This window comes from Kitasatospora cystarginea, assembly GCF_039533515.1.
GTDB lineage: Bacteria > Actinomycetota > Actinomycetes > Streptomycetales > Streptomycetaceae > Kitasatospora > Kitasatospora cystarginea.
In genome coordinates this window covers 23082-44392 of the sequence record NZ_BAAATR010000052.1, presented here as the reverse complement: position 1 = coordinate 44392, position 21311 = coordinate 23082, and the positions used below count along the sequence as shown (strand labels likewise).

The 21311-nt window shown below is 68.6% G+C and carries 28 protein-coding genes; 14 read left to right on the top strand and 14 right to left on the bottom strand.

The window, feature by feature from the left end; genetic code table 11:
- Positions 1 to 248 precede the first annotated feature (248 nt).
- Entirely contained in the window at positions 249 to 797 is a 549-nt protein-coding gene (locus tag ABD369_RS35620; protein WP_344640785.1) for a GNAT family N-acetyltransferase, read from the bottom strand.
- A 177-nt stretch (positions 798 to 974) separates the two neighbouring features.
- Positions 975 to 1268 (bottom strand): helix-turn-helix transcriptional regulator, encoded by a 294-nt coding sequence (locus ABD369_RS35615; protein ID WP_344640784.1) that lies wholly within the window; start codon positions 1266 to 1268, stop codon positions 975 to 977.
- Between the two features lie 90 nt (positions 1269 to 1358).
- On the opposite strand from ABD369_RS35615, the gene ABD369_RS35610 reads away from it, so the two are divergent.
- Together ABD369_RS35610 and ABD369_RS35605 are read left to right on the top strand one after the other, a co-directional pair.
- Positions 1359 to 1481: a hypothetical protein gene (locus ABD369_RS35610; RefSeq protein ID WP_344640783.1), complete on the top strand. Its 123-nt coding sequence runs from the start codon at positions 1359 to 1361 to the stop codon at positions 1479 to 1481.
- A 187-nt stretch (positions 1482 to 1668) separates the two neighbouring features.
- The gene (locus tag ABD369_RS35605) at positions 1669 to 2064 is read left to right on the top strand and encodes an STAS domain-containing protein (protein ID WP_344640782.1); all 396 of its coding nucleotides are present in this window, start codon (positions 1669 to 1671) and stop codon (positions 2062 to 2064) included.
- Between the two features lie 175 nt (positions 2065 to 2239).
- Here the strand turns inward: ABD369_RS35605 and ABD369_RS41345 are convergent, their stop codons facing one another.
- The 4 genes from ABD369_RS41345 to ABD369_RS35585 all read right to left on the bottom strand — a co-directional run bounded on the left by ABD369_RS41345 (position 2240) and on the right by ABD369_RS35585 (position 5085).
- Positions 2240 to 2581, bottom strand: a complete 342-nt coding sequence (locus ABD369_RS41345; RefSeq protein ID WP_425557850.1) for an LLM class flavin-dependent oxidoreductase — start codon at positions 2579 to 2581, stop codon at positions 2240 to 2242.
- Between the two features lie 44 nt (positions 2582 to 2625).
- A complete protein-coding gene (locus tag ABD369_RS35595; protein ID WP_344640781.1) occupies positions 2626 to 2799 on the bottom strand; it encodes a CsbD family protein in 174 nt (57 codons plus the stop codon).
- Between the two features lie 264 nt (positions 2800 to 3063).
- Complete coding sequence (locus ABD369_RS35590; RefSeq protein WP_344640780.1) at positions 3064 to 4179, bottom strand: SRPBCC family protein; 1116 nt, start codon at positions 4177 to 4179, stop codon at positions 3064 to 3066.
- A gap of 3 nt (positions 4180 to 4182) precedes the next feature.
- Entirely contained in the window at positions 4183 to 5085 is a 903-nt protein-coding gene (locus ABD369_RS35585; protein ID WP_344640779.1) for a histone protein, read from the bottom strand.
- Positions 5086 to 5676: 591 nt separating this feature from the next.
- Here ABD369_RS35585 and ABD369_RS35580 point away from each other — a divergent pair.
- From ABD369_RS35580 to ABD369_RS35545, 8 genes are all read left to right on the top strand, one after another.
- Complete coding sequence (locus ABD369_RS35580) at positions 5677 to 6063, top strand: gas vesicle protein GvpO (RefSeq protein WP_344640778.1); 387 nt, start codon at positions 5677 to 5679, stop codon at positions 6061 to 6063.
- A 63-nt stretch (positions 6064 to 6126) separates the two neighbouring features.
- On the top strand, positions 6127 to 6567 hold the full coding sequence (locus ABD369_RS35575) for a gas vesicle structural protein GvpA (RefSeq protein WP_344640777.1): 441 nt from the start codon (positions 6127 to 6129) through the stop codon (positions 6565 to 6567).
- Positions 6568 to 6569: 2 nt separating this feature from the next.
- Positions 6570 to 7283 carry a GvpL/GvpF family gas vesicle protein gene (locus ABD369_RS35570; RefSeq protein WP_344640776.1) on the top strand — a complete coding sequence of 238 codons (714 nt, stop codon included), beginning with the start codon at positions 6570 to 6572 and terminating at the stop codon, positions 7281 to 7283.
- Between the two features lie 11 nt (positions 7284 to 7294).
- Positions 7295 to 7546: a gas vesicle protein GvpG gene (locus ABD369_RS35565; protein ID WP_344640775.1), complete on the top strand. Its 252-nt coding sequence runs from the start codon at positions 7295 to 7297 to the stop codon at positions 7544 to 7546.
- A gap of 41 nt (positions 7547 to 7587) precedes the next feature.
- The gene (locus ABD369_RS35560) at positions 7588 to 8037 is read left to right on the top strand and encodes a gas vesicle protein (protein ID WP_344640774.1); all 450 of its coding nucleotides are present in this window, start codon (positions 7588 to 7590) and stop codon (positions 8035 to 8037) included.
- On the top strand, positions 8034 to 8819 hold the full coding sequence (locus ABD369_RS35555) for a GvpL/GvpF family gas vesicle protein (protein ID WP_344640773.1): 786 nt from the start codon (positions 8034 to 8036) through the stop codon (positions 8817 to 8819). Before ABD369_RS35560 ends, ABD369_RS35555 begins: the two co-directional genes overlap by 4 nt.
- Entirely contained in the window at positions 8816 to 9061 is a 246-nt protein-coding gene (locus ABD369_RS35550) for a gas vesicle protein (RefSeq protein WP_344640772.1), read from the top strand. The genes ABD369_RS35555 and ABD369_RS35550 overlap by 4 nt, the downstream gene beginning before the upstream one ends.
- On the top strand, positions 9058 to 9471 hold the full coding sequence (locus ABD369_RS35545; protein WP_344640771.1) for a gas vesicle protein K: 414 nt from the start codon (positions 9058 to 9060) through the stop codon (positions 9469 to 9471). Before ABD369_RS35550 ends, ABD369_RS35545 begins: the two co-directional genes overlap by 4 nt.
- 85 nt (positions 9472 to 9556) lie before the next feature.
- Here ABD369_RS35545 and ABD369_RS35540 read toward each other — a convergent pair whose 3' ends face one another.
- On the bottom strand, positions 9557 to 10069 hold the full coding sequence (locus ABD369_RS35540) for a YihY/virulence factor BrkB family protein (RefSeq protein ID WP_486327340.1): 513 nt from the start codon (positions 10067 to 10069) through the stop codon (positions 9557 to 9559).
- Positions 10070 to 10450: 381 nt separating this feature from the next.
- Here ABD369_RS35540 and ABD369_RS41340 point away from each other — a divergent pair, with 381 nt between their 5' ends.
- Entirely contained in the window at positions 10451 to 10678 is a 228-nt protein-coding gene (locus ABD369_RS41340; protein WP_425557849.1) for a DUF6480 family protein, read from the top strand.
- Between the two features lie 688 nt (positions 10679 to 11366).
- Positions 11367 to 11681 carry a hypothetical protein gene (locus ABD369_RS35535; RefSeq protein WP_344640770.1) on the top strand — a complete coding sequence of 105 codons (315 nt, stop codon included), beginning with the start codon at positions 11367 to 11369 and terminating at the stop codon, positions 11679 to 11681.
- Positions 11682 to 11878: 197 nt separating this feature from the next.
- Here ABD369_RS35535 and ABD369_RS35530 read toward each other — a convergent pair whose 3' ends face one another.
- The 3 genes from ABD369_RS35530 to ABD369_RS35520 form a co-directional block, all read right to left on the bottom strand.
- A complete protein-coding gene (locus tag ABD369_RS35530) occupies positions 11879 to 12088 on the bottom strand; it encodes a hypothetical protein (RefSeq protein WP_344640769.1) in 210 nt (69 codons plus the stop codon).
- Between the two features lie 240 nt (positions 12089 to 12328).
- Positions 12329 to 13414 carry an amidinotransferase gene (locus ABD369_RS35525; RefSeq protein WP_344640768.1) on the bottom strand — a complete coding sequence of 362 codons (1086 nt, stop codon included), beginning with the start codon at positions 13412 to 13414 and terminating at the stop codon, positions 12329 to 12331.
- A 486-nt stretch (positions 13415 to 13900) separates the two neighbouring features.
- A complete protein-coding gene (locus tag ABD369_RS35520) occupies positions 13901 to 14470 on the bottom strand; it encodes a CGNR zinc finger domain-containing protein (protein WP_344640767.1) in 570 nt (189 codons plus the stop codon).
- 74 nt (positions 14471 to 14544) lie between these two features.
- Here ABD369_RS35520 and ABD369_RS35515 point away from each other — a divergent pair, with 74 nt between their 5' ends.
- The gene (locus ABD369_RS35515) at positions 14545 to 15834 is read left to right on the top strand and encodes an MFS transporter (protein ID WP_344640766.1); all 1290 of its coding nucleotides are present in this window, start codon (positions 14545 to 14547) and stop codon (positions 15832 to 15834) included.
- Positions 15835 to 15966: 132 nt separating this feature from the next.
- On the opposite strand, the gene ABD369_RS35510 is transcribed toward ABD369_RS35515, so the two are convergent.
- The 4 genes from ABD369_RS35510 to ABD369_RS35495 form a co-directional block, all read right to left on the bottom strand.
- On the bottom strand, positions 15967 to 17025 hold the full coding sequence (locus ABD369_RS35510; RefSeq protein ID WP_344640765.1) for a sulfite oxidase: 1059 nt from the start codon (positions 17023 to 17025) through the stop codon (positions 15967 to 15969).
- A 357-nt stretch (positions 17026 to 17382) separates the two neighbouring features.
- The gene (locus ABD369_RS35505; protein ID WP_344640764.1) at positions 17383 to 18264 is read right to left on the bottom strand and encodes an NAD(P)-dependent oxidoreductase; all 882 of its coding nucleotides are present in this window, start codon (positions 18262 to 18264) and stop codon (positions 17383 to 17385) included.
- The gene (locus ABD369_RS35500; RefSeq protein ID WP_344640763.1) at positions 18264 to 19238 is read right to left on the bottom strand and encodes an aldo/keto reductase; all 975 of its coding nucleotides are present in this window, start codon (positions 19236 to 19238) and stop codon (positions 18264 to 18266) included. Before ABD369_RS35500 ends, ABD369_RS35505 begins: the two co-directional genes overlap by 1 nt.
- The gene (locus ABD369_RS35495) at positions 19204 to 20535 is read right to left on the bottom strand and encodes an MFS transporter (RefSeq protein WP_344640762.1); all 1332 of its coding nucleotides are present in this window, start codon (positions 20533 to 20535) and stop codon (positions 19204 to 19206) included. The genes ABD369_RS35500 and ABD369_RS35495 overlap by 35 nt, the downstream gene beginning before the upstream one ends.
- On the opposite strand from ABD369_RS35495, the gene ABD369_RS35490 reads away from it, so the two are divergent.
- Entirely contained in the window at positions 20521 to 21138 is a 618-nt protein-coding gene (locus ABD369_RS35490; protein ID WP_344640761.1) for a LysR substrate-binding domain-containing protein, read from the top strand. The genes ABD369_RS35495 and ABD369_RS35490 overlap by 15 nt on opposite strands.
- The last annotated feature ends 173 nt before the right edge of the window (positions 21139 to 21311 follow it).

The following is a 21311-nucleotide window of genomic DNA, read 5'->3' as shown; positions in this document are numbered from 1 at the left end:
GTGGACCGAACTGGGTACTTTCACTTCCACGCGAACGCCGGCACCAGGCGGCCGACCTCACCGGGAAGGGTGCTTCCAACGGGAAGACGGAGCGGAAGTTCGACATGGTCGACGGCAACGCCCATGAGCGGCTGGCGATCTTCGCTATCCGTAAGAACGGCCTCGCGAGCCGGAACCGGACCGCTCGTCTCACCTGAGCGTGTTCTTTGACCTCTCGACCTTGATGCTCTGCCCGGTGGGGCGGCGGGTCACCGGGTTTCTCCATGGCCCCGGCTCGGCGGGGCGGAGTCGGCCAGGTCGAGGCGCCAGTCATTGCTGTGCATCAGAGTGCCGCTACCCACCGGGTATTCGAAGTCGCAGGCGCCGAGGAGGGTGAAGCCGAGGCGATTGCAGAGAGCGTTCGAAGGGGCGTTCTCGACCGAAGGGAAGGCGTGCAGGTGGCGGGGCCTGTCGGGTTGGCCTGCGGCCTCACGCACGACGGCGATCAGGGCGGTACCGGCTGCGGCAGCTATACCGCGGCCCTGGTAGGGCGGTAGGACGTTCCAGCCGGTTTCGTAGATCCGCTCTTCCTGCCAGTCTCGCTGGTGGTAGGCGATGCTGCCGACCATCTCGTCGCCGAGCAGGACGGCGAACATGCAGCCGCGCCCGGTTTCCGGCATGGCGAGGTAGCGGCGGTGCCGGGCGAGTAGCTCCTCCTCCGACTCGGGACCGCCGACGTGGTGGCGCATCCGTGGGGTGTTGATCCGCCGTAGGAGGCCGAGAGCCGATTCCGACCAAGGCTCGAGATGAACGTCCATGCAACGCAGCTTGGCAGGCCTCCGCGTCGTCGGGCATCTCATTTCCGCTCGGTGCGGGTACAGGGCGGCTTCGGCCTCCGGCCAGTCCGTCGAAAGGTTCCAAGTGGCCCGCCACGAAGCCGACGAGCCTGAGGACGAACACCGCGAGCGCGATGAGGCCCGACGGTCCAGGTGATCTCACTGCAGGAGAACGGCCAGGAGTTCGGCGAGATTGGGGCCGGCGTCCGCCGGATGGCGTAGTTGCTGGGCGGCCAGGACGTGGTAGTGGTTGCTGCGGCCGTCGCGTTCATGAGTCAGGTAGCCGGCCTCTTCGAGGTCGACGATGATCCGTTGGACGGCCCGCTCGGTCAGCAGGCAGCGCGCCGCGATGTCACGCACCCTGATCCCGGGATCGCGGGCAATCTGCACCAGCACGCGGGCGTGGTTCGTCAAGAAGGTCCACCGCCGCGCCGTCGAGGAGCGTTCCTCCATGGCTCCAGCTTACGACCACCGATTCACGAAGGCGTAAGCACGAAAAACAATCCGCGTAACCGTTGACATGTATCGATTGTGGGCGAATGGTTGAAGGGCAAGCAGGATCGCCTCGCGAACCGTGATCCCTGGCCACCGCGCGAAGAGGTCACCGTGGACATCCTCACCCGCGACAACCTGAAAGTCCTCACTGCCTTCCTTTCGCTGGGATGACCAGCCGATCGCTGCTCCGGCACCACCTGACCGCAGTACAGGGTGAGGAAAGCCGTGACCACCCCGCAGTGCCCGCCACTCGGTGGGCCTCACGCCTGAACCACGCCCCCGGACGACGCCCCGCCGCAGCGACGCCGACCCTCCGCCGCAGGGCATCTCCCGTCGGGTCGACCGGAAGGCGCACACCATGCCCAGCCCGGACCTGAAGACGTCCACCACCCGCATCGACGACGCCCTGGTCTGCTCCCTCGCAGGCTACGTCCACATGGACAACGAAGAGCACCTGCGCCACGAGCTGAGCCAGGCCCTCGCCCAGCACCCCGCAGTCCTCGCGATCGACCTGCACGCCGTCGACCTGTTCACCACCAATGCCCTCAACGCGCTGCTCACCACCCGCAGCGCCGCACTCGCCCTGGGAGTGCCTCTCGTCCTTGCCGCACCCAGCCCGCAGGCGCAACGGGTGCTGAAGATCACCCAGACCGATGCCGTGTTCCAGGTGCGCCCGACCTTGACCGAGGCCCTGCGCCACCGCGCGCCTTCAACGTCGGGCGCTCCGCACCCGGCCGCCAGTTCCTCCGGGTAGGGTCGTCCCGGTCCGGATGGAGCGCGTCGGACGGGTTGGCCGACACCACGCCGAGCCTCGCGGCGTAGGTGTGGAACGACCAGCTGTGGAGAGTGCCCTGGGCGAGGCCGGCCGGGGACGGCGGCGTGCCGGGGCGTGCCTACCGACACATGCCGCCTCATGCTGGCCCGGCTGTTCAGCCAGCGTCTGCCCACACCAGGACCGCGATCACGCGTATCCCCTGCTCGTTGAGGTCCTCTCCGCTGTCCGAGCCGAGCGGGAGCCGGCCGTGCGACAGCAGCTGAACGGTGACCGCCAGCTGGGCCACCACCGTCGGGTGGTATCGCATGGTCGGACAGGTCATATACGGCATCAGAGGTATCTGCCTGGTCGCCTGGGCCGCCGCAACCAGAATTGCCCAGGCTTTGGGCGAGTGGCCCGGTAAATCCAGCCAGGGATTTATCAATTGGTTGACACGATGTACCAGGCGCCCCGACGCTGATGGCGGCCGAGTACCATCAGTACCATCGGCCGCCATCAGTCCGATTGTGAGTCTGCCGGATCCGGTCCTGCTGGTGTTGGCTAATGCTTCAGGGCGTCCTTCATCTTCTGGCCGGCCTGCTCTACATCGCCTTTGATTTGCTCACCCTTGCCCTTGGCGACGAGACTCTCGTTGCCCACCGACTTGCCAGCCGCTTCCTTGACTTTGCCCTTGGCCGTTTCGGCGGCGTGCTTGATCTTCTTTCCTGTGCTCATGTTGTCCTCCTTTGTGGAGCCAGTCTCTCGCTTGCCCGTTTTTCGTGTAGCTAACCTACTTATGGAAAAATCGTTTCTGAATAGCAGAAAGCGGCTGTCGGTCCTGATCGGTTGGCAGGGAGGCATCGAGCCTTAACCGAGTCGTGGCACCGCCAGGCTGGTCCCGCTGAGCCTTCGACGTCGATGAGGATCGGTTCTTCCGTGCGCGGCACGGGGATCCGCTCCGCCATCATGTGGGGCGCCACTGGCAGTGACGGGGAGAGCTCAGCCCACACGGTCCTCCTCGTCTTCGCCGGACTCGTCCTCGCCGCTCTCCTCTCCGTCGCCGTACTCGTCTTCCGGTTCTTCCTCGTCGTACCTGTCCTCGCCGCTCTCCTCTTCGTCGCCGTACTCGTCCTCGGGTTCTTCCTCGTCGTACCTGTCCTCGCCGCTCTCCTCTCCGTCGCCGTACTCGTCCTCGGGTTCTTCCTCGTCGTACCTGTCCTCGCCGCTCTCCTCTTCGTCGCCGTACTCGTCCTCGGGTTCTTCCTCGTCGTACTCGCCCGTAGGCCGGCTGTCCCAGGCTTCCTCTTCCATGGCTTCTTCGTGGGTACGAACGACCTCGCCGTCGCGGATCTCACCGCGCCAGCCCTCGGCCTCGTCGGTGGCGAGGGAGACGTGCCGTTGGAAATTCTTGAAATCAAGGCGCAGCCGACGGCCCTGGGCCCGCCAGATGTTGCCGGTCTTCTCGAAGAACCCTGAGGGGTAGTACTCCACCACGAGGACTACGCGGGTCAGGGTCGGCGTCAGTTCGTGGAAGCTCACGGCTCCGCGAGTGGTGCCTTTGGCGCCTTCAGAAGTCCAGACGATGCGTTCGTCCGGGACCTGTTCCTGAACCGTTGCTTTCCAGCCCCGGGTTGAGGGTCCGACCTTCACCTTCCAGTTGGTGGACACCTCGTCGACCGGGGAGACGCTGCGTACGCCCTTGGTGAAGCCGCTGAAGTCCTCGTACTGGGTCCAGTGGTTGTACGCGGCCCGTACAGGCACACCGATGTCGAGGGCCTCCACGATGTTCATGACCTTTTTGCCGGCCTTACGGCCGGCCTTGCCCCTACCGAACGTCTCCTTGACCTTGTCAATGACGCTGTCCTTGATGCTCTTCGCCTTTTCGCCGAGGAAAGCCTTGACCGGTGAGTCGCCCTGTAGGACGCGGAGGCCCACCTTGGGCAGCACGCCTCCGTTCGCGGCGATATCCGTGAGGTGATCGGTAACGTCGGCGATCTTGTCTCCCGCCTTGTCGACCAGGTGCTCCAGCTGGGCACCGAGGTAGTTGACGACTTCTTCGCCGAGCCGGTCGATGTTCGGGAGCGAGGGAGGAGGCTCCTGTTGCGTCCTGGGCATGATCTACCTCCGCCGGGTGGATTGCTTGGATGCCTTGGCGGCGGTGTCCCTGCCTGCGGCGGTCTTCTTGGCCGGGGCTTTCTCCCTGCCCGCGGCGGTCTTCTTGGCCGGGGCGTTCGTCGTCGATGCGGTTGCCTTCCTGCCTGCGGCCTTGGAAGCCGTGGTTCTGGACGGCGTGGAGCGGGTCGGCGACCTCTTGGCGGGTGTCGTCTTCGCTGGTGCTTTCTTCGCTGCCGGAGCCGTCTTTTTTGGGGCGGCGGCCTTCTTCGCGGGCTTACGCGCGGCTGGGGCCTCGGACGTAGCGCTGACGGCTGCCCGCGAGGCGCGCGGGCGCTCGCGTTCCTCGGCCACAGGGGCAGTGCGACGGCGGCGCACGGGACGCTCCCGGCGCGGTTCTTCGGGCTCCTCCTCCTCTTCTTCCTCTTCTTCGAGCTCTTCTTCAGGCTCTTCTTCTTCAGGCTCCTCCTCTTCCTCTTCGGGCTCCTCGGCCTCGAGCTCCTCCTCGTAGGCCTCTTCTTCCTCTTCGGGCTCCTTGGCCTCGAGCTCCTCCTCGTAGGCCTCTTCTTCCTCTTCCGGCTCCTCCTCGGACTTCGGCTTGCCCAGGTTGAGGGTGCGTTCCCGCAGGGAGTCCGCGAGATCCCCGATACGGCGGTTGGCCACGGAGGCCACCGCGTGCTTCCCGGCTTCCAGTAGTTCTCCCCGGACCTGTTCGTTCAGCTCCGCCACCTGCGGTACCTCGCCAAGTCGTCGCAGTCCCTCGGTGGCGAGCTGCCGCGGATCGAGTCCGAACCGTCGGCCTGCAAGGTACGTCGCGGCGGCGAGTGCGAGCCGCCCTTTCTTCGCCCGGCCCAGCACGTACCCGCCGATGACCGCAGCCGCGAGGGCGATTTTGGTGGTGCCATTCATGGGGGTCATCCTTTCCGGCATCCGCCCCTTCTCGATTGGACCGGCACAGCGCCAGGGACTCAGTAATGCCTCAGTCCCAGGGTGCCGAGCCCGGAGGGTCGGCAGCAGTTCTGCAGTCAACGGAAGGTTTCCGACCTTCAGTTGCACAACTGTCCACGCATCACGTTGCGGCAGCCCGCAGCTCCATGAGGCCAAGGCGGCTGCGGTGGTTCAAGGACGCCCTTGTCGGCCCCGGTGGTTGATGTCCGCGGCCTTGGACTTCGGCGGTCCGGCGCCCTCAGACCCGATGTCCGCACCAGCGCGCGCTCCGTACTTTGAGTCTGGCCAGCCAACCCGGCGTGTACACGTGGGGAGCCAACACTGGTAGGCGGCAGCCACAAGCCGGATGTCTCACGATGAGTCGCATCTCAAGGCGCAGAGGTCTGTGGCGAGTTGGATCCCCGAGGACGGGTAGACGGTGGAGAGCAAGACGGCGGTTCCGCACGCGGGTGCGCTGCAGGGCTGGCCAGAGGAGGATGGCCATGAAATGGGTTGCCCGCAAGTGCAAGCCAGCACGGCGCAGAACGGCGTCTCAATTCCCGGAGAAGGAAAATGGCCCCAGACAAGGAGGATGGCGCCAGACCACGAAGGCCTGCCCACGCAGACCCGCCCGCTGGCCGCGCCGGTTCCAGTGGAACCCGCCGCGAGGCGGGGGAGACGAGACGACCTCCTCGACGCCGGGTCTCGGCGCCGCAGGCAATGCGCTACGCCGCGCAGCAGCTCACGGAACTGCTTGGGCGCCCCCCGGAATCCGTCTCGGCGCTCAAACCCATCGAGGACGGCTGGCAGGCCGACGTGGAGGTCGTGGAACTGGAACGCATCCCCGAGACGACCAGCGTGATCGCCAGCTACCGGGTGACGTTGGACCAGGAAGGCGAACTCATGGCGTACGAGCGGATCCGCCGCTACACCCGCGGACAGATCGACCGACCTACCTGAGATTCCCGCACGGGAGCAGGTGAGAGCCTCCCGCTGCAGCGGCAGGCACGGAAGGGAGGCACCATGACTGTGGTGCCGCAAAGCGCAAGCAGTGTTTCCAGAGGTGGAGGTGGTGGAGGTACCGCAAGTCTCTACGACATCCTCGAACTGATCCTGGACCGTGGGCTCGTCATCGACGTCTTCATACGCGTGTCCCTGGTCGGCATCGAAATTCTCAAGATCGACGTTCGGATCGTCGTCGCCAGCGTCGACACCTACCTGCGCTTCGCCGAAGCGTGCAACCGCCTGGACCTGGAGGCCGGCCGCAAAGCACCGACCCAGCTCACCGACGTCGTCGGAAAGATCACCGAAGGCGGAGCCCGCGGCAAGACCAAGGGCGCACTCACCGGAGCCGTCGAGGCCATCACCGATTCCCTCCGCCAGGAGAGCGACCGCGATGACGAAGAGCCCGAGCTCAGACGCGCAAGGCCCGTTCGCCGGCCCGCCAGACGGCGTGAGGAGTGAACATGGCCGTCTACGTGTACTCCATCACCGCCGCCACCCACCCCCAACACCTGGACGGCCTCACCGGTGTGGGAGACCCTCCCGCTCCGCTGCGCACCGTGCGCGCCGGACCGCTGTCCGCGATCGTGAGCGATGCCTCCGAGGACCTGCGACCCAAACGCCGCGACCTCTTGGCCCACCAGACCGTCCAGCAACGGCTGATGGCCGACGGTACCGTCCTTCCTCTGAGGTTCGGCCTCACCGCCGACGACGACAACGCCGTGCGGGAGGCGCTCGAACAACGCTGCGACGAGTACACGCAGCGACTGACGGCGTTGGAAGGCTGTGCCGAGTACCACCTCAAGGCAGCCATCGACGAAGACGTACTGCTGCGCCAGGTCCTCACGGAGTCCTCTGAGGCCAGACGCCTCAACGACGACATCAAAGCCGGTGACACCAACCCGGACCTGCCCCTGGCCCTCGGCGAGCTCGTCGTCCAGGAGGTCCAGACCCGCCACCAGGCCCTGGCCGCCGGAATCGCCGAGGCGCTACGCCCCTACACCCGCCAGGAACGAACCTCCGAACCGACGGGGGACGACTTCCTGAACATCTCCTTTCTGGTGGACCAGGAGAACCAGGAGCGGTTCCTCGCCGCCGAGAAGGGCCTCACCGAGGAACTCGGTGAGGATTTCGACTTCCGGATGTACGGTCCGCTGCCTGCTTACAGCTTCGTCTAGGAAGGACTCCCATGGGCCTGATCACGCAGATCCTCACCCTTCCACTCGCCCCCGTGCGCGGCACCGTGTGGGTACTGGAACGCGTTCTCGAGGCCGCCGAAGACAAGTACTACGACCCCGTGCCCGTCGAACAGGAGCTCGCCGCACTCGAAAAGGCACTCCTGGCAGGCGACATCGACGAGGAAACCTTCGACCGGCGCGAGGACGAACTCCTCGACCGCCTGGACGAAATCAGAGCCCACAAGCAGTACAGCGATACGTGACCACACCGCACGTACCGTCGGGGAAATGAGGTGGAGAGGCCGTGACAGAACCCATCGCCAGCCGTCTCAGCTCGCTTCCCTCCCGGGCCGCTCCACCCTACGGTCAGTCCTCGACCAACCTTGCCGACATCCTGGAACGAGTCCTCGACAAGGGCGTCGTCATCGCCGGCGATATCCAGATCAACCTCCTCGACATCGAACTGCTCACCATCAAGCTGCGCCTGCTGATCGCTTCGGTGGACAAGGCCAGGGAGATGGGCATCGACTGGTGGGAGCACGATCCCTCGCTGTCCTCCCGCGCCGGCGGCGGCTCCGCACTGGAGGACGAGAACCGGCGTCTGCGCGCGCAGATCGAGGCTCTGCGCAACGGAGGCGCCGCTGCTCTGCCGCCGGCGGAGGACGTCGATGAGCGACCTACGGTTACCAGCCGTCCCACCCGCGTGAAGCGAACGGAGCCCCGCTCCCGGCCCGGCAGAGGAGATGAGTCATGACCGCCGGGTCGCTCGCCTACACCTACGCCGTCGCACGGAACGCCGACGCCTTGCGGCAGACCGTGGAGGGCTTGATCGGCGTCGGCGGCGCGCCAGTCCACCTCGTGCACACCACTCAAGGCGGCGACGTGGTGGCCGCCGTGAGCCACGTGCCCGAGGAAGACTTCGACGAGGCCGCACTCAGCCGCCATCTAGAGGACCTTGAGTGGCTGGAGGCACTCGCCCGTGCCCACCACCGCGTCATCGAGGCGATCGCGGCGTGCACCACTGTCCTCCCGCTGCGCCTGGCGACGGTGTATCTCGACGACAACCGGGTGCGGACCGTGCTCGACGACCGGCGGGACGTGTTCCTCGGCCGACTCCGCCGCCTGGCCGGTCACGTGGAGTGGGGCGTCAAGCTCTACGTCGACGCCCCGCCCATCGCACCCACGCCGAGCCCGGACCTCAGCCCTGGACGCGCCTATCTGCGCCGGCGCCGGGCCGAGCAGGACTCGCGACAGGATGCCTTCCGGGCGGCCGAGCGGGCCGCAGAGCGGATCGAGGCCGTGGCCCGTGTCTATGCCGTCGACCGAGTCCGCCACCGGCTCCAGGAAGGAGAACTGGCAGTCGGACCGGGTGTGAACGTCAGCAACGACGCCTACCTCGTACCGCTGGACCAGGCGGATCCGTTCCGGGCCGACATCCTGCGCTCGACCGACAGCCTGGCCGGAGTCCGCGTCGACATCACGGGGCCGTGGGCGCCCTACTCCTTCGCCACTCTGCAGGAGGAGGGCGCACCATGACGACGACCGGCCCCCTGCCCGCCCGACCCGAGGCGGCGGCCGTGCCGCAACGCCAGGTCGCGCTCATCGACCTGCTGGACCGGCTGCTCAGCGGCGGCGTGGTCCTCACCGGAGACCTCGTCCTGTCCATCGCGGACATCGATCTCGTCCGCGTCTCGCTGCGCGCACTGATCGTGTCCGTCAGCGAACAGAATCCCGCCCCCCAGGTGCTCAGCGCCCCGTCGCGGAGACGACAGCCATGACCGGCGACGCCCGCCAGCCCCCCGGTCGTTTCGACGAGGTGGCCCGAGCGGCCGAGCGCGCCTTCCGTCTCCTGCCGGCCACACCGCAGAACTCCCCGTCCACAGGCTCCGGAGCACCACACCGGCGGCCGCGCAGGGTCACCACCAACCCGGAAACGGTCGAACGGGACCTGATGAAACTCGTCCTCACCATCGTCGAACTCCTGCGCCAGCTCATGGAGCGCCAAGCCCTCCACCGCGTCGAGACCGGCGACCTCAGCGAGGAACAGGAGGAGACGCTCGGAGCCACCCTCATGGCCCTCCACGACCGCATGGCTGACCTCTGTGCGCGATACGGCCTGACCATGCAGGACCTCAACCTGGACCTGGGCCCCCTCGGAACCCTGCTGCCACCTCCTGACCAACAGTGACGGGCCCGTGCAGCCGTCGTCCTGATCGACAACCCGCCTTCCTCTCCCAGTTGTTGACATCCGGCACGGTCGATGTGGCGGAGGATCAGTGAGGTGGCCCCGCTGTCGAATCGGTGGCAGCGAGCGGAGGCGTAGCAGGTGCGGCTGGTTCGTCGAGTGGCTGCCGGTCCGCCTCGGCGCTGAAAGTCACCTCGACCGTCTCCTCCGGTCGGCGTTCCTCCACCTTCGCGAGCAGGGTGAACGCGTCCTTGTCCTGCGGTGTGAAAGGGGGTTGGGTCATGGAACGCGGCCACAGCCGGTACCGCAGGACGACGTTGATCTCCGCCGCGAGCAGGGTCAGTCGAGCTCCGGTGAACACCCAGGTCAGCAGGCCGATCACGATCGCGAAGAAGCCGTACACGTCGGCGGCGTGATTGATGACGTGGCGGACGTAGACATTCCCCACCGTCTGCAGCACTTCCCAGAACGCGGTCGCGATCACCACTCCGATGAGCACGTCCCGCACCCGTACGGTGGCGGCGGTGAGCATCGTGAAGGCGGCGAGGAAGACGCCGAAGTTGACGAGCGTCGACGCGACCCAGGTCCACGCCCCAGCCAGTGGCCCGAACCGGGGTGCGTAGCCGATCAGGGCGCTCGACAGCAGAACGCCGAGGACGTGGGGGTGTGAGTTGCGGGCCGTGCCGGTTCTTCCAGGCTCGGGAGGTGGGCGAGTGGAGCGTGTCGGCGGTGGTCGCCGGGCATGAGGACGAGCCGTTCTTCGCGCATCCGGTCGCTCCGATCGCCTCAGGCGATCGATTCCGAGCGGTCCGCAACCGGATATCGTCGAAGTCGCCCGGCACTACGGCACGACCAGCCGCACTCGCGTGCCGGCGGACCCGGGGACCCGGAGTTCGACCGAACACCGTGCCCGCTGGCGTTTCCGTCGGGAAGGACCGGGAAGCCGCCAATCGACAGGATCGCTCACGACCAGGGGTATGTCATGTCTACACAAGACCCTGATCCCTACCTGACACCGGGACTTGACAGCCACCGGACTCTGCCCGTAGGTGAGACCCCACCCGTAGAGGGCAGCATCTCCGGCATCTCCCGTCCGGAACCGCCTGAGGTTCGCAGGGCATGGGGGGTCTGGCTTGCGGTACTCATCGTGCTACTCGCCGTAACCGTCTCAGTCATGCTTATCGGGATGGTCATCGCGCTCAGCAGTTGAGCCCCGATCCGAGCCGTGGAGCGGCAGAGTGCCGTCACCTCGCCCTACGAGGACCGCGGCACAGTTGCCTCGCAGTCTTCCGCGACGAGCTGGTCACGCTGTTCCCGACGACCTGGCCGCCGCTCGCCTGGCGCGGCGCAGCGTCCGCTCGGCGACCTGCTGGCCGAGCGAGGCTATCGTCCGCCGCCCCTGCACGCCCGGGACGAGCGACCCTGCGTGCCCTGCTGCCGCTGCTCGCGCGCAACGACACGCGCCGGTACCGGAGTGACTGCGTAGTGGTGTGGATGGCGCCCCGGGCGCCGGGGAGGTTGGAGCCGGCGGCGAGGGGCACATCCTGACTCATGCGTGAACGACATCGGGCCCTGGCCCGTGACGGCTGAATAGCTTGTCGTGCGCGGCATGCCCGCCTCCGCCACACCCGCCGAGCTAGACGTCGGCAGGGTTTCCATTCGGTCGTGCCGGCGTGATCACGGCCGCGAAGCGTTCTGTGGAGCGAGCAGGTCTTGCGCGGCCGCCGCTATCGAGTCGGCGTCGATGCCGGCAGCGTGGAGTGAAGAGCGTGCCGTCAACGAGAACGGGCTGCCTCGCGAAGAACCGCTGTGTCCGCCTAAGACAGGTGAAGGCGGCACGAGGCTCATGCCGGAGGCGACGCCGCGAGTCGGTGGCGGTTTGCTCTTACCCTCGCTTCATGACCGAGAACGAGATCAAGCTCAAGGCTATTGCGGCGCTCACCGCCCTGCGCAGTGGTGCCGGAGCGGACTATGTCTCGGACCTGCTCGGCGACGTGATTCCTGACTACTTCATCGTTCCGGCCGACGCGGATCCGGAGGAGGCCGGACTCGCCGTGCTGAGCCAGCTGTCCCGGCCTCTCAGCGCGCTGATCACCGGATTCGTCCTGGCTTTCCAGTCCGTCGCAGACGTCTATGAACGAACCGAGCCCGAGATGTCGACGGAAGAGATCCTCCAGGCGCTCGCACTCGAGATCGCCGGAAGCCCCGAGTGATCAGGCTTCACACGTGGCCGAGACCGCGCACGGGGCAGTGACGCGGGGTGAGCTGATCGGCTGAGCCGACCTCGCCGTGCACGGCCACGCGCGCGGGACCAAGCGCAGCCTGACCGATGGTGGGGGGACCACCCGGCAGACGGTCCGACGCTGGCGCGCCCGGGCCCAGCTGTAGGGGACGGCACCCAAGCCGGAAGTCAGTCCCCGGGTGGAAGTTCGACGTTCTCGATGCGCACGACGCGCACGACGTGCTGGGCGGCGATTTCGCCGACCGACAGGTTGAGGTCGTCGCGTCGGCCGCTGTTCCTCTTCGCTGCCGGGCGGTCGCCGACCGTTCCGCGAGGGGCCTCCCCGGCGTGGCTCCTGGCCTTCTTCGCCGCGTACCGGACCTTGTCCGCGCTGTTCATGGCTGTCTCCTCGTTCTGCAACAGTTGTCAGGCGGGCGTCTGCCCAGGGCAACGTTGGCCACACGGAGACCCCGTGTCTCAGTACCGGAGTTGTCGGGACCGCACGTCGTGTCCGGCGGTGTGGTTCGGGACGAGTGAGCAGCCGACTACCAGGGGCGGGCGGAGATCCGGCCGTTGCCGAGGGCCATTCGCCAGCCGCCGCGCCGGGCCTTGTGGGATGGCTTCCCCGGCAGGTCCCGTTCAGACGTACGATTCGAGCCCGCCGCGGCGCCGGATGTCGAGTGTCGCGCAGTGAAATGATCCGCCGAACGGTGCGTAATGCAACAGGTCGCACGGGATGGGCTCGAAGCCCCACTTCTCAAGCGCCCGCAGCGTGTTCGTGTGATGGCGTTCGACGATCACGCGTTTCTCGTCGATCATGAGCGTGTTCATGTTCAACCACTTGCCGCACATTGACGTGATGTTGAGCAAGCGCTCGTTGATAGGGTCGGGTTCGGGGGCGATCAGGATGTCCCACGAGTTCAGTACGTCGGGCAGGCGATCTACGTCGATGTATTCGGGATTGACCATTGCCTTGCCGGGTGCCAGTAGAACGAACGTCGTGTCGATGTGCATGGGCGTACGGCAGCGGCTCTCGATCTCATGGACTCGATATGCAGGCCCGAGATGCCGGCGAAGCCATTCGATGCCCATGCGGTTGGTGACGTTGCTTCGAGTGACGAACAGATCGCGTCCTGCGCGTACGAAATCCGCCGCGTCGAATACCGGCTCGTACTCGGTGAGGACGTACCGCATCGGCTCACCCGCGGTGGGGGTGCGGAAATCCGCCTCGAAGAGCTCGTCCGTGAGCTGTGGCCTCGGCGCTGCGGTCCAGCGTGCGCCTCGCCGGAAGTACTCCTTGAGCACCGGGCGGTAAGAATGAGTCTCGAAATACCGGCAAGGCCATGCCATCGGGGTTTCGATGATCTCGTCACCGACTACTAGAAGGCTGTCACGCGGACAGGTGTTGCAAAAGCCATGCGATGACCAGTCCGGCGTGCGGAAGCGCTGCCTGAAGTCGACCGCATCGGGGCGCCGGACCGTGATGCCGAGGGATTCGAGGAGGGCGATGAACTGATCGAGCTCCTGTTGTGCCTGCTCGATCAGGAAGCGCGGATATCTGAAGCCGGCGGCAAAGCCTTGTAGTCGCGCAGCCCACGGCGGGATATTGCATGCCACGACCGGATGGTGGGAGGGGATCGTCGCGCCCTCAAGGCGTCCGACGATGACCTCCTCCAGCGGATCCCACTCGTTGTGGGAACCGACCGGTGATGCGGAAATTTCCATGGCGTCCGTAGTCGGGGGCGACGGTTCCGGCATCACGCGCACCTCTTGGCTCGACGATGTTCATCGACGTCTGCTGCCGCCGGGATGGACGGCCCCTGCATTACTACCACGATCATCGAGCTACTCAGGGTAATGAGTGCGGCTCTCGCCGCTTATGCGAGGGCCAGAACGACCGAGTAATGGCCAGGTCGGCCGTGCCGGGCAGGCACGGCCTGTTATGCGTTACCGACCGTCCACCACCTGGGGCACCCAGACCCCGGCGTCCGGCAACGCCTGCCCGTCGGTCGCGCCCCAGGCACCGCGAGCCGGACGCCGGAGTCTGGGAACTGAACGACGACCGGTGGGCGCACAGTCGCCTGATCTGTGCGGCCGGCCTGCGTGCGATCGCCGCCGCGGCGCCCCGCGATCGCCCGCGCCTCCGACGTCGGAAAGCCGGCCTGGCTGGAGGACACCCTCACCCGGTTCGCGCAGGTGAGGGACTGAGGCTCACGCCTCGTCGCTCGCGCGCCGCGAACGGAACGCCGCTGCCTTGACCCGGTTCTGGCAGGCCGTCGAGCAGAACTGGCGGCCGGCGTTGCGGGAGCTGTCCACATAGACGCGGTCGCAGCGCGGCGCCGAGCAGACCCCGAGGCGTCCGGCGTAGTCGCCACCGAGGGCCATGGCGAGGCCGGTGGCGCAGCCGGCGCTCCAGCCGACGGCGTAGGAGTCGTCGGCGCCGTGGAAGTGGACCTGCCACGGCTCTCCGGGAGCCCGGTCGAGCTGGGGACGGGCGCCGGTCTCGCGCAGCAGCGCATTGAGGGCGGGGGCCGCGTCGTCGATGCGGTCAGCGGCCACGGCCTCGAACACGGTGCGCAGGGCGCGGGCGGTGTCGGCCAACCGGTCGGCCTCGTCGACTCCCAGGTCCGCCCCGGCGGAGAGCGCCGCGCGGACCGCGCCGACCCGCTCGGCGCCCTCGGGTGCGAGGTAGCGACGGCCGCGCGCCTCGCCGTCGGTCAGCGCGTTGACGAGTGCCACGGAGGCATCGAGCAGGGTGCGCATGTGACTGTCGAACAACACTTGACCAGTTACCTTTCGCCCGCCTACGGTGTCCGTCACCAACATTAGGCGATTCACCAGTGACGGGAGGCGCTGTGTCGCGCTCCGAAGCTCTGCCCCGCACCGTCCGCCTGCTGCTGCTCGCCCGGGTCGTCAACCGGCTCGGAGCCTTCTCGCTGCCCTTTCTCACCACGCTGATCTGCGCCGACCACGGCGCGAGCCTGACCACCGCCGGGCTGGTCAGCGCCGCCTTCGGGCTCGCGACGATCCCCTCGCGGCTGGCCGGGGGACGACTGGCCGACCGGATCGGGCGGCGCACGACCATCGTGCTCGGGCTCTGCGGATGTGCCGTCGCACAACTGGCGATCGCAGCCTCCGCGTCCCTCGCCTGGGCGGTCGCCGGAGCGGTGCTGCTCGGACTGGCCTTCGAGCTCTACGAGCCCCCGAGTCAGGCGATCATCGGCGAGTCCGTGCCGGAGCGGCACCGGGTGCGCGCGTTCAGCCTGTTCAGCGCCGCGCTCGCGGCGGGCGGCATGGGCGCAGGGCTGCTCGCGGCCCTGCTCGGCCGCTGGGACCTGCGCTGGCTCTTCGTCACCGACGCCGCGACGTGCCTGGCCTGCGCGCTGCTGATCCGGCTGGCCCTCCCGTGCGACCGTCCCGAACCACCCGGAGCGGACCAGGACGACACCGCCGTGCGACCACTGCGCGACCGGGCCCTGCTGAGCATTCTGGCCACCGGAACCGCCTACGCCCTGATCAACCAGCAGACCGTGATGACCCTGCCGCTCGCGCTCGCGCGGCAGGGCCGGCCCGCCGCCGACGCCGGGCTGTTGTTCACCGCCGCCGCGGCCACCACCGTGCTCGCCCAGCCGCTGGTCCGGCTGCGCTGGACGACCCGGCTCACCACACCCGTCGCCCTCGCCCTCGCCCACCTCTTCCTGGCCGCGGGGCTGACCGGCTACGCCCTCGCCCGCACCCTGCCGGCGCTGCTCGCCTCGGCTGCTGTGAAGAGTCTCGGCGACCTGCTGGTCATGGGCCGCGCCTACGCGCTCGTAACCGACCTCGCGCCACCCGGCGGAAGCGGCCGCTACCTCGCCGTCTTCGGCACCAGCTGGGGCATCGCCGCGACGCTCGCACCCGTCCTGGGCACCCAGTTGCTCGCCCGCGCGGGTACGACCGCGCTGTGGTCCGCAATGGCCGCGCTCTGCCTGCTGCTCGCCGCGCTGCACCTCCGGGTGACACTGGAGTCGGCCCGGTCGCCGCGACGTGGGAACCTGCTGCCACACGCCGCCCGCGAGGCCGTCACCACGCCGAGCCAGGCCCTGGATGACGCCACGGCGGCCAGTTCGGCCGACGGTACATCAGGTCGCGAGGAGACCGCGTAGCGGCGGGCGCAGCCCCTGCCCGGGTACTGCGCCGTGGACGCTCCCCCGCGGCGGCCCGCCGCAGGCTCGCGAACCTCCGATCCCTGGTCGGAGCGCCGTGCGGGCGCGAGCCCGGTTGCAGCCGCGTGCGGGTCAGGGGCGGCAGGTGATGTGCAGGTGGGCCGCGGCCTCGTTGGCGTATCCCCGGGGGTTCCACACGGTTGCGGGGGATTCGGGCTGAACGGCCGCGGTGGAGTCCCAGGCGCGGGCGATGAGCTCGATCCCGCCCGGGGGCAGGGTGAGCGTGGTGCGCCAGTGCTGCCACGTCCAGGGATTCTCCGGTGGGTCCAGATCCGCGCGGGTCCAGGTGTTGCCGTGGTCGGCGGTGACATCCACGCGTGCCACGGTCCGGTTGTCTCCCGCGAGGGCGAAGCCGGTGATCTCGGTCGGCCCGGAGGGCAGTCGGGCGTCCTTGCCGGGCTGCAGGATGGCGCAGTGGATGGTGATCGGGCCAAGGGTGATGCCGTCCCCCGGCTTGGCCCGGTGGGGGTCGGCCTCAGGGGGCAGGACGCTGTACTCGCTCTGGAAGTAGTTGTCGGACGGTTCGGCCAGAGCGGTGACGCACTGGAGCCACTTGACACTGCGGGCGCCGATCCAGCCAGGGACGACCACGCGCAGTGGGGCGCCGTGCGCGGTGGGGAGTGGCTGACCGTTCATGGACCAGGCCAACAGCACTTCGCTGGAGGTCGCCTTCGCCACCGGTACCGAACCGCCGAACGGCTGCGGCGGCTCGGCCTGCTGGGACAGATCGGCACCGGTGAACGCGATGTGGGCCGCCTCGGGCCGCACTCGCGCCTCGGCCAGCACATCCGCCAGGCTCGCTCCGCTCCAGCACGCGGTGGAGACGGCTCCGGGGCCCCAGGGCACCTGGCCGGGTATGTCGCGGACCTCGATGAGGTCGGCACGGCGGTTGCCCGCGCACTGTAGTGTCGCCACCACGCTCCGCTCGCCGAAGCGGTGCCGCAGTTCCTCCAACGACAGCTCCAGCGGGCGATCGACCAGTCCCTCCACCCGGAGTCGCCAGCTCTCGGGGTCGATGCGGGGGATCGGCGCGTGATTGCGACCGTAGAAGGCGTCCAGGGGAGTGATCGAACCCACGAGGGCGCCAGGAGGAGATTCGGCGTTGTACGGCTCGGCCTGATGCACGAGCATATCGTCCCGTTTGCTCCATATGCCCATGTAGCTACTGTTCACCACGCCTGGCGATGACGCCACGCGGCCGTGCGGGAGCGCAGGGCGGCGGCGAACGGACAGTACGGGCCTCGCCGACATCGAACGGCAGAAGTCCGCGGCGTTTCCCGGCTCGGAGAAGAGGCCGACGCGGGTACGTCCCCGACCGGGAGAGGACCGTGCGGGCCTGCGTCCGGCAAGCCGAGATCCTGCCGCGGCGGTGTACACCGCAGTACGTCGACGAGTTCCCCGGCGGATCTCCGCCCGTTTCGCGGCCGCGTTCGCTCCACGATCGGCAACTGCCGGCCACCATGCGGAAGTTCTACGGCTTTCCGGCCGCTACCGGGCCGTGGTGATGGCCGCGGCCACGTCGTCGTTCCCGTGTCCGAGGGAGATCGCCTCGTTCCAGCGCTTCGACAGCGCCTCGGTGAGCGGTAGTTCGATCCCGTGGCGGTCGGCGGCATCGAGTGCGCGGGCGGCGTCCTTGCAAGCGTGGTGCAGCGGGAAGCCAGGGGTGAAGTCGCGCTTGACCATGGCGCGGCCCTTGGCCGTCGCGTAGGCGGAACCCAGCTGGCTCTCGGCGAGCGTGTCGAGGAGGAGGCCGGGGTCCAGGCCCAGGGACGTGGCGAGACCGATCGTCTCGGCCATTCCCTCCGCCAGGACGGCCAGCCAGTTGTTGAGTACGAGCTTGAGCCGGTTACCGTCGCCGGGGCGGTCCAGCCACAGGGTCCGGTGGCCGAGGGCGTCGAACAGCGGTCGCAGGCGCGGTCGCAGGGCCGGGTTCCCAGAGGCGAGGATGAGCAGTTCCCCTCGCTCGGCGGGTTCCGAACTGCCGGAGACGGGAGCGTCCACGAAGCCGACGCGCTTGTCGGCGAGCTCGGCCAGGCGCTGCGTCGCTGCGACGCCGACCGTGCTCATCTGGATCCACACCGCGTCCGGGGACAAGGCGGCCAGGGCGCCTTCGGGGCCCGTCATCGCGGCTTCCACCGCGGCGCCGTCGGTGAGCATGGTGATCAGGAACTCGACGTCCGAAGCCGCCTCGCTCGGAGCGGACGCGACGCTCGCACCCTGGGCGGCGAGTGCTTCGGCCTTCTCCTTTGTCCGGTTCCACACCGTCACGTCGAAGCCGGCGTGCAGCAGGTCCCGCGCGATGGGGGCTCCCATGACGCCGATGCCGAGGACGGCGACTCCTGTCCTTCCGGTCTTGGCTTGATCGGTCATCACACGCTCTCCGGGGTCGGGCCGGTGACCTGCGTGGCCGCGGCCGTGATGGAGTCGATGTCCTTCAGGTCGGCCTCGTCGAGCGTGATGTCCGCCGCCGCGAGGCTGTCGTCGACGTGGTGGGCGCGCCGGGCGCCGACGATGGCCGCGTGCACTCCGGGACGGGCCAGGGCCCAGGCGATGGCAAGCTGACTGATCGTCATCTCGTGCGAGGTGGCGAACTCCTGGAGCTCACGGACGACCGCGAGGTTGCGACGGAAGCTCTCGCCGTGGAAGACGCCGCTCCTGGCACGCCAGTCGTCGGCGGGGAAGACGGTGTCCTCGCCGAGGGTGCCGGTGAGCAGGCCGTGCGCGAGCGGGCCGTAGACCAGCACACCGATGTCGTGCTGCCGGGTGTAGGGCAGGACCGAGTCCTCGATCTCGCGGCGGAAGAGGTGGTACGGCGGTTGCAGCGTCTCCACCGGCAGGGTCCGGGAGAACTCGGCCATCTGCTCGGCGTCGTAGTTGGACACCCCGACGTGGCGGATCTTGCCGGCCTCGATCAGTTCCTTCAGTGCGCCGGCGGTCTCGGCGAACGGCACCTTCGGGTCGGGCCAGTGGACCTGGTAGATGTCGATGTGGTCGACGCCGAGCGCGGTCAGGCTGGCGTCCACGCCCTCGCGCAGCGCCCGGGGGCCGGCGTCACGGGCGACACCGGTGTCGGTCCTGCGCAGGCCGCCCTTGGTGGCGATCACCAACTCGTCGCGGCGGCTGCGTAGTTCGCCGCGCAGGAACTCGCCCAGGAGGCGCTCCGACGCGCCGAAACCGTAGGCCTGGGCGGTGTCGAAGAAGTTGACCCCGAGGTCGAGTGCCCGGCGGACGGCGGCCTTGGCCTCGTCCTCGGCGAAGCCGCCCCAGTCGCCGCCCAACTGCCAGGTGCCGAAGGCGATGCGGGAGACCTCAAGTCCGGTCATTCCCAGTGTGGTGGTACGCATGGTCATTCTCCGCACGGAATTGTTCGTTTCCTGCTTTCCGGGTGGGCGAGGAGATCCGGGCGACTCCTCCCTCGTGAGGGAAGTGCTGGACGAACCCGCTCACGGGCCCCTGTTCCGATTGTGTGTCCGATGCCGAAGACGGCAGCGGCGCCACCCGCGGCATGCCGAGGCCGCGGCGGCGCGTGAGCACGCCGACGGCGGCGAGCAGGGCCAGCACAAGGGTGGTGAACCACGTCGTCGCGGTCGTCACGGTCATGGAGCGGCTGGCGACGCCGAGGCCGACGGGCAGCAGGGCCAGGCCGAGGTAGGAGGCGAGGAACAGGCCGGCGAGAGCTGCGCCGCGCCGGGCCGGGGCAGCCGTGGCGGCCACGTGGCCGACGGCGGACTTGAACAGCACTCCGGCACCCGCACCGGCGGTGACTCCGGCGAGCAGGAACACCGGCAGGCTGGCGGTGCGCATGCCAGCCGCGACGGCGGCCATACCAGCGGCCAGCACGAGCAGCCCGGCCGTCCACCGCGCCCCGTCGCCGAGGCGACCGGTGAGCACCTGGGCCGCCGCGGCCGCGCCGAACACGGCGAACACGACCAGCCCGGCCAGCGCACGGGACGGGTGATGCAACGTCCCGCCGACGAACCCGGGAACCAACGAGGTGAACAGTCCGAACACGGCCATGGATGTGAAGCCGGCCGCGGCCGCGGCGAGATATCCGCGGTCGCCGAACCCGGTGCCGACCCGCTGGGGACGGTACACCGGCCGGACCGCCGGCATCCGGACGGTCTCGGGCGTCACGGCGACGGCGGCGATGCCGGTGAGCAGCAGCACCCCGAAGACCGCGTACGGCAGGCGCAGCGGCGCGTCCACGCACTGGGCGAGCACTCCGGCGGCGAGCGGGCCGAGGCCCAGTCCGCCGATGTTGGCAGCGGTCGACACGATCTCGAACCGTCGCGCGGAGGTGCCGGGCCGGTGGGCGCGGTGCAGTTCCTGCAGATACGCGGTGGCGGTCGCCGTCAGCATGCCGACGCCGAGACCGGTGATCAACCGGGCGACGATCAGCACCGGCAGCGACGGCACTGCCAGGAACAGCGCGGCAGCGAGCACTTCCAGCGCCAGTGCGGCGGTCATGGCCTTCTTGCGGCCGAGCCAGTCGGAGACGTGCCCGGCGAGCAGCAGGCTCGTGAGCACGCCCACGGCGTAGACGGCGAACACGACGGTGACGGTGAACGTGGAGAAGCCGACGACTGCACGAGCCTGCTCGGCCGCCCTGCGGGCAGCATCGGTGTGATGCAGAGCCTGCACGCCGGTCTCGGCCAGGCACTGGCCGACTTCCACCGCGAGCACCCCGGGGTGACGGTCCGACTGCGCCAGGCACCGGGTGGTGACGTACCGCAGACCCTGCGCGACGGCATCCTGGACCTGGCCGTCGTCGCACTCGACACCCCGCACCTGCGGGGACTGACCACCCGGCTCCTGACGAAGGAGGAGATGGTCCTGGTGACCGCGCCGACGACGGGTTCCCCGCCGTCCGGGCAGCCGGTGACCCTCGCCGAGACCGCCCGCCTGCCGCTGGTGGACTTCCCCCGGGGCTGGGCGATCCGGCACGAGGTCGACAAGGCCTTCCGCTCAGCCTCCCTGGAACGCGCCACCACCTTCGAGGTGAACGACGTGCTGACGGCCGTCGACCTGGTCCGGCACGGCTTGGGCGTGTGCATCGTGCCGCAGTCGCTCGCGGCACGGTTCCCCGAACTGCCGGTACGCCCCTTCACCGCGCACGCACCCGCGTGGACGGTCAGAGTCGTCCACCCGCGCGGAGACCTGCCCCCGGCGGTCGCCGCGCTCCTGCGGCGCATCAGGGTCAACGATCCGGCCAGACGGCGTGAACCCGCACCACGGCGTTCGTAGCGTCACAGCCGTCTTGAGCTCCCGTGTCCGAACCCGGCGCCGGCCGGGGCTTCGCAGACAAGGCCCCCGACGCTCGCCGGATCCTGTCACCGACATGCGGATCGAAGTCGTGGGCTACGGGCGAACGGCGATAAAATTACCCGAATCGGTGGCCTGGCTTCCGGGCCCAGGCT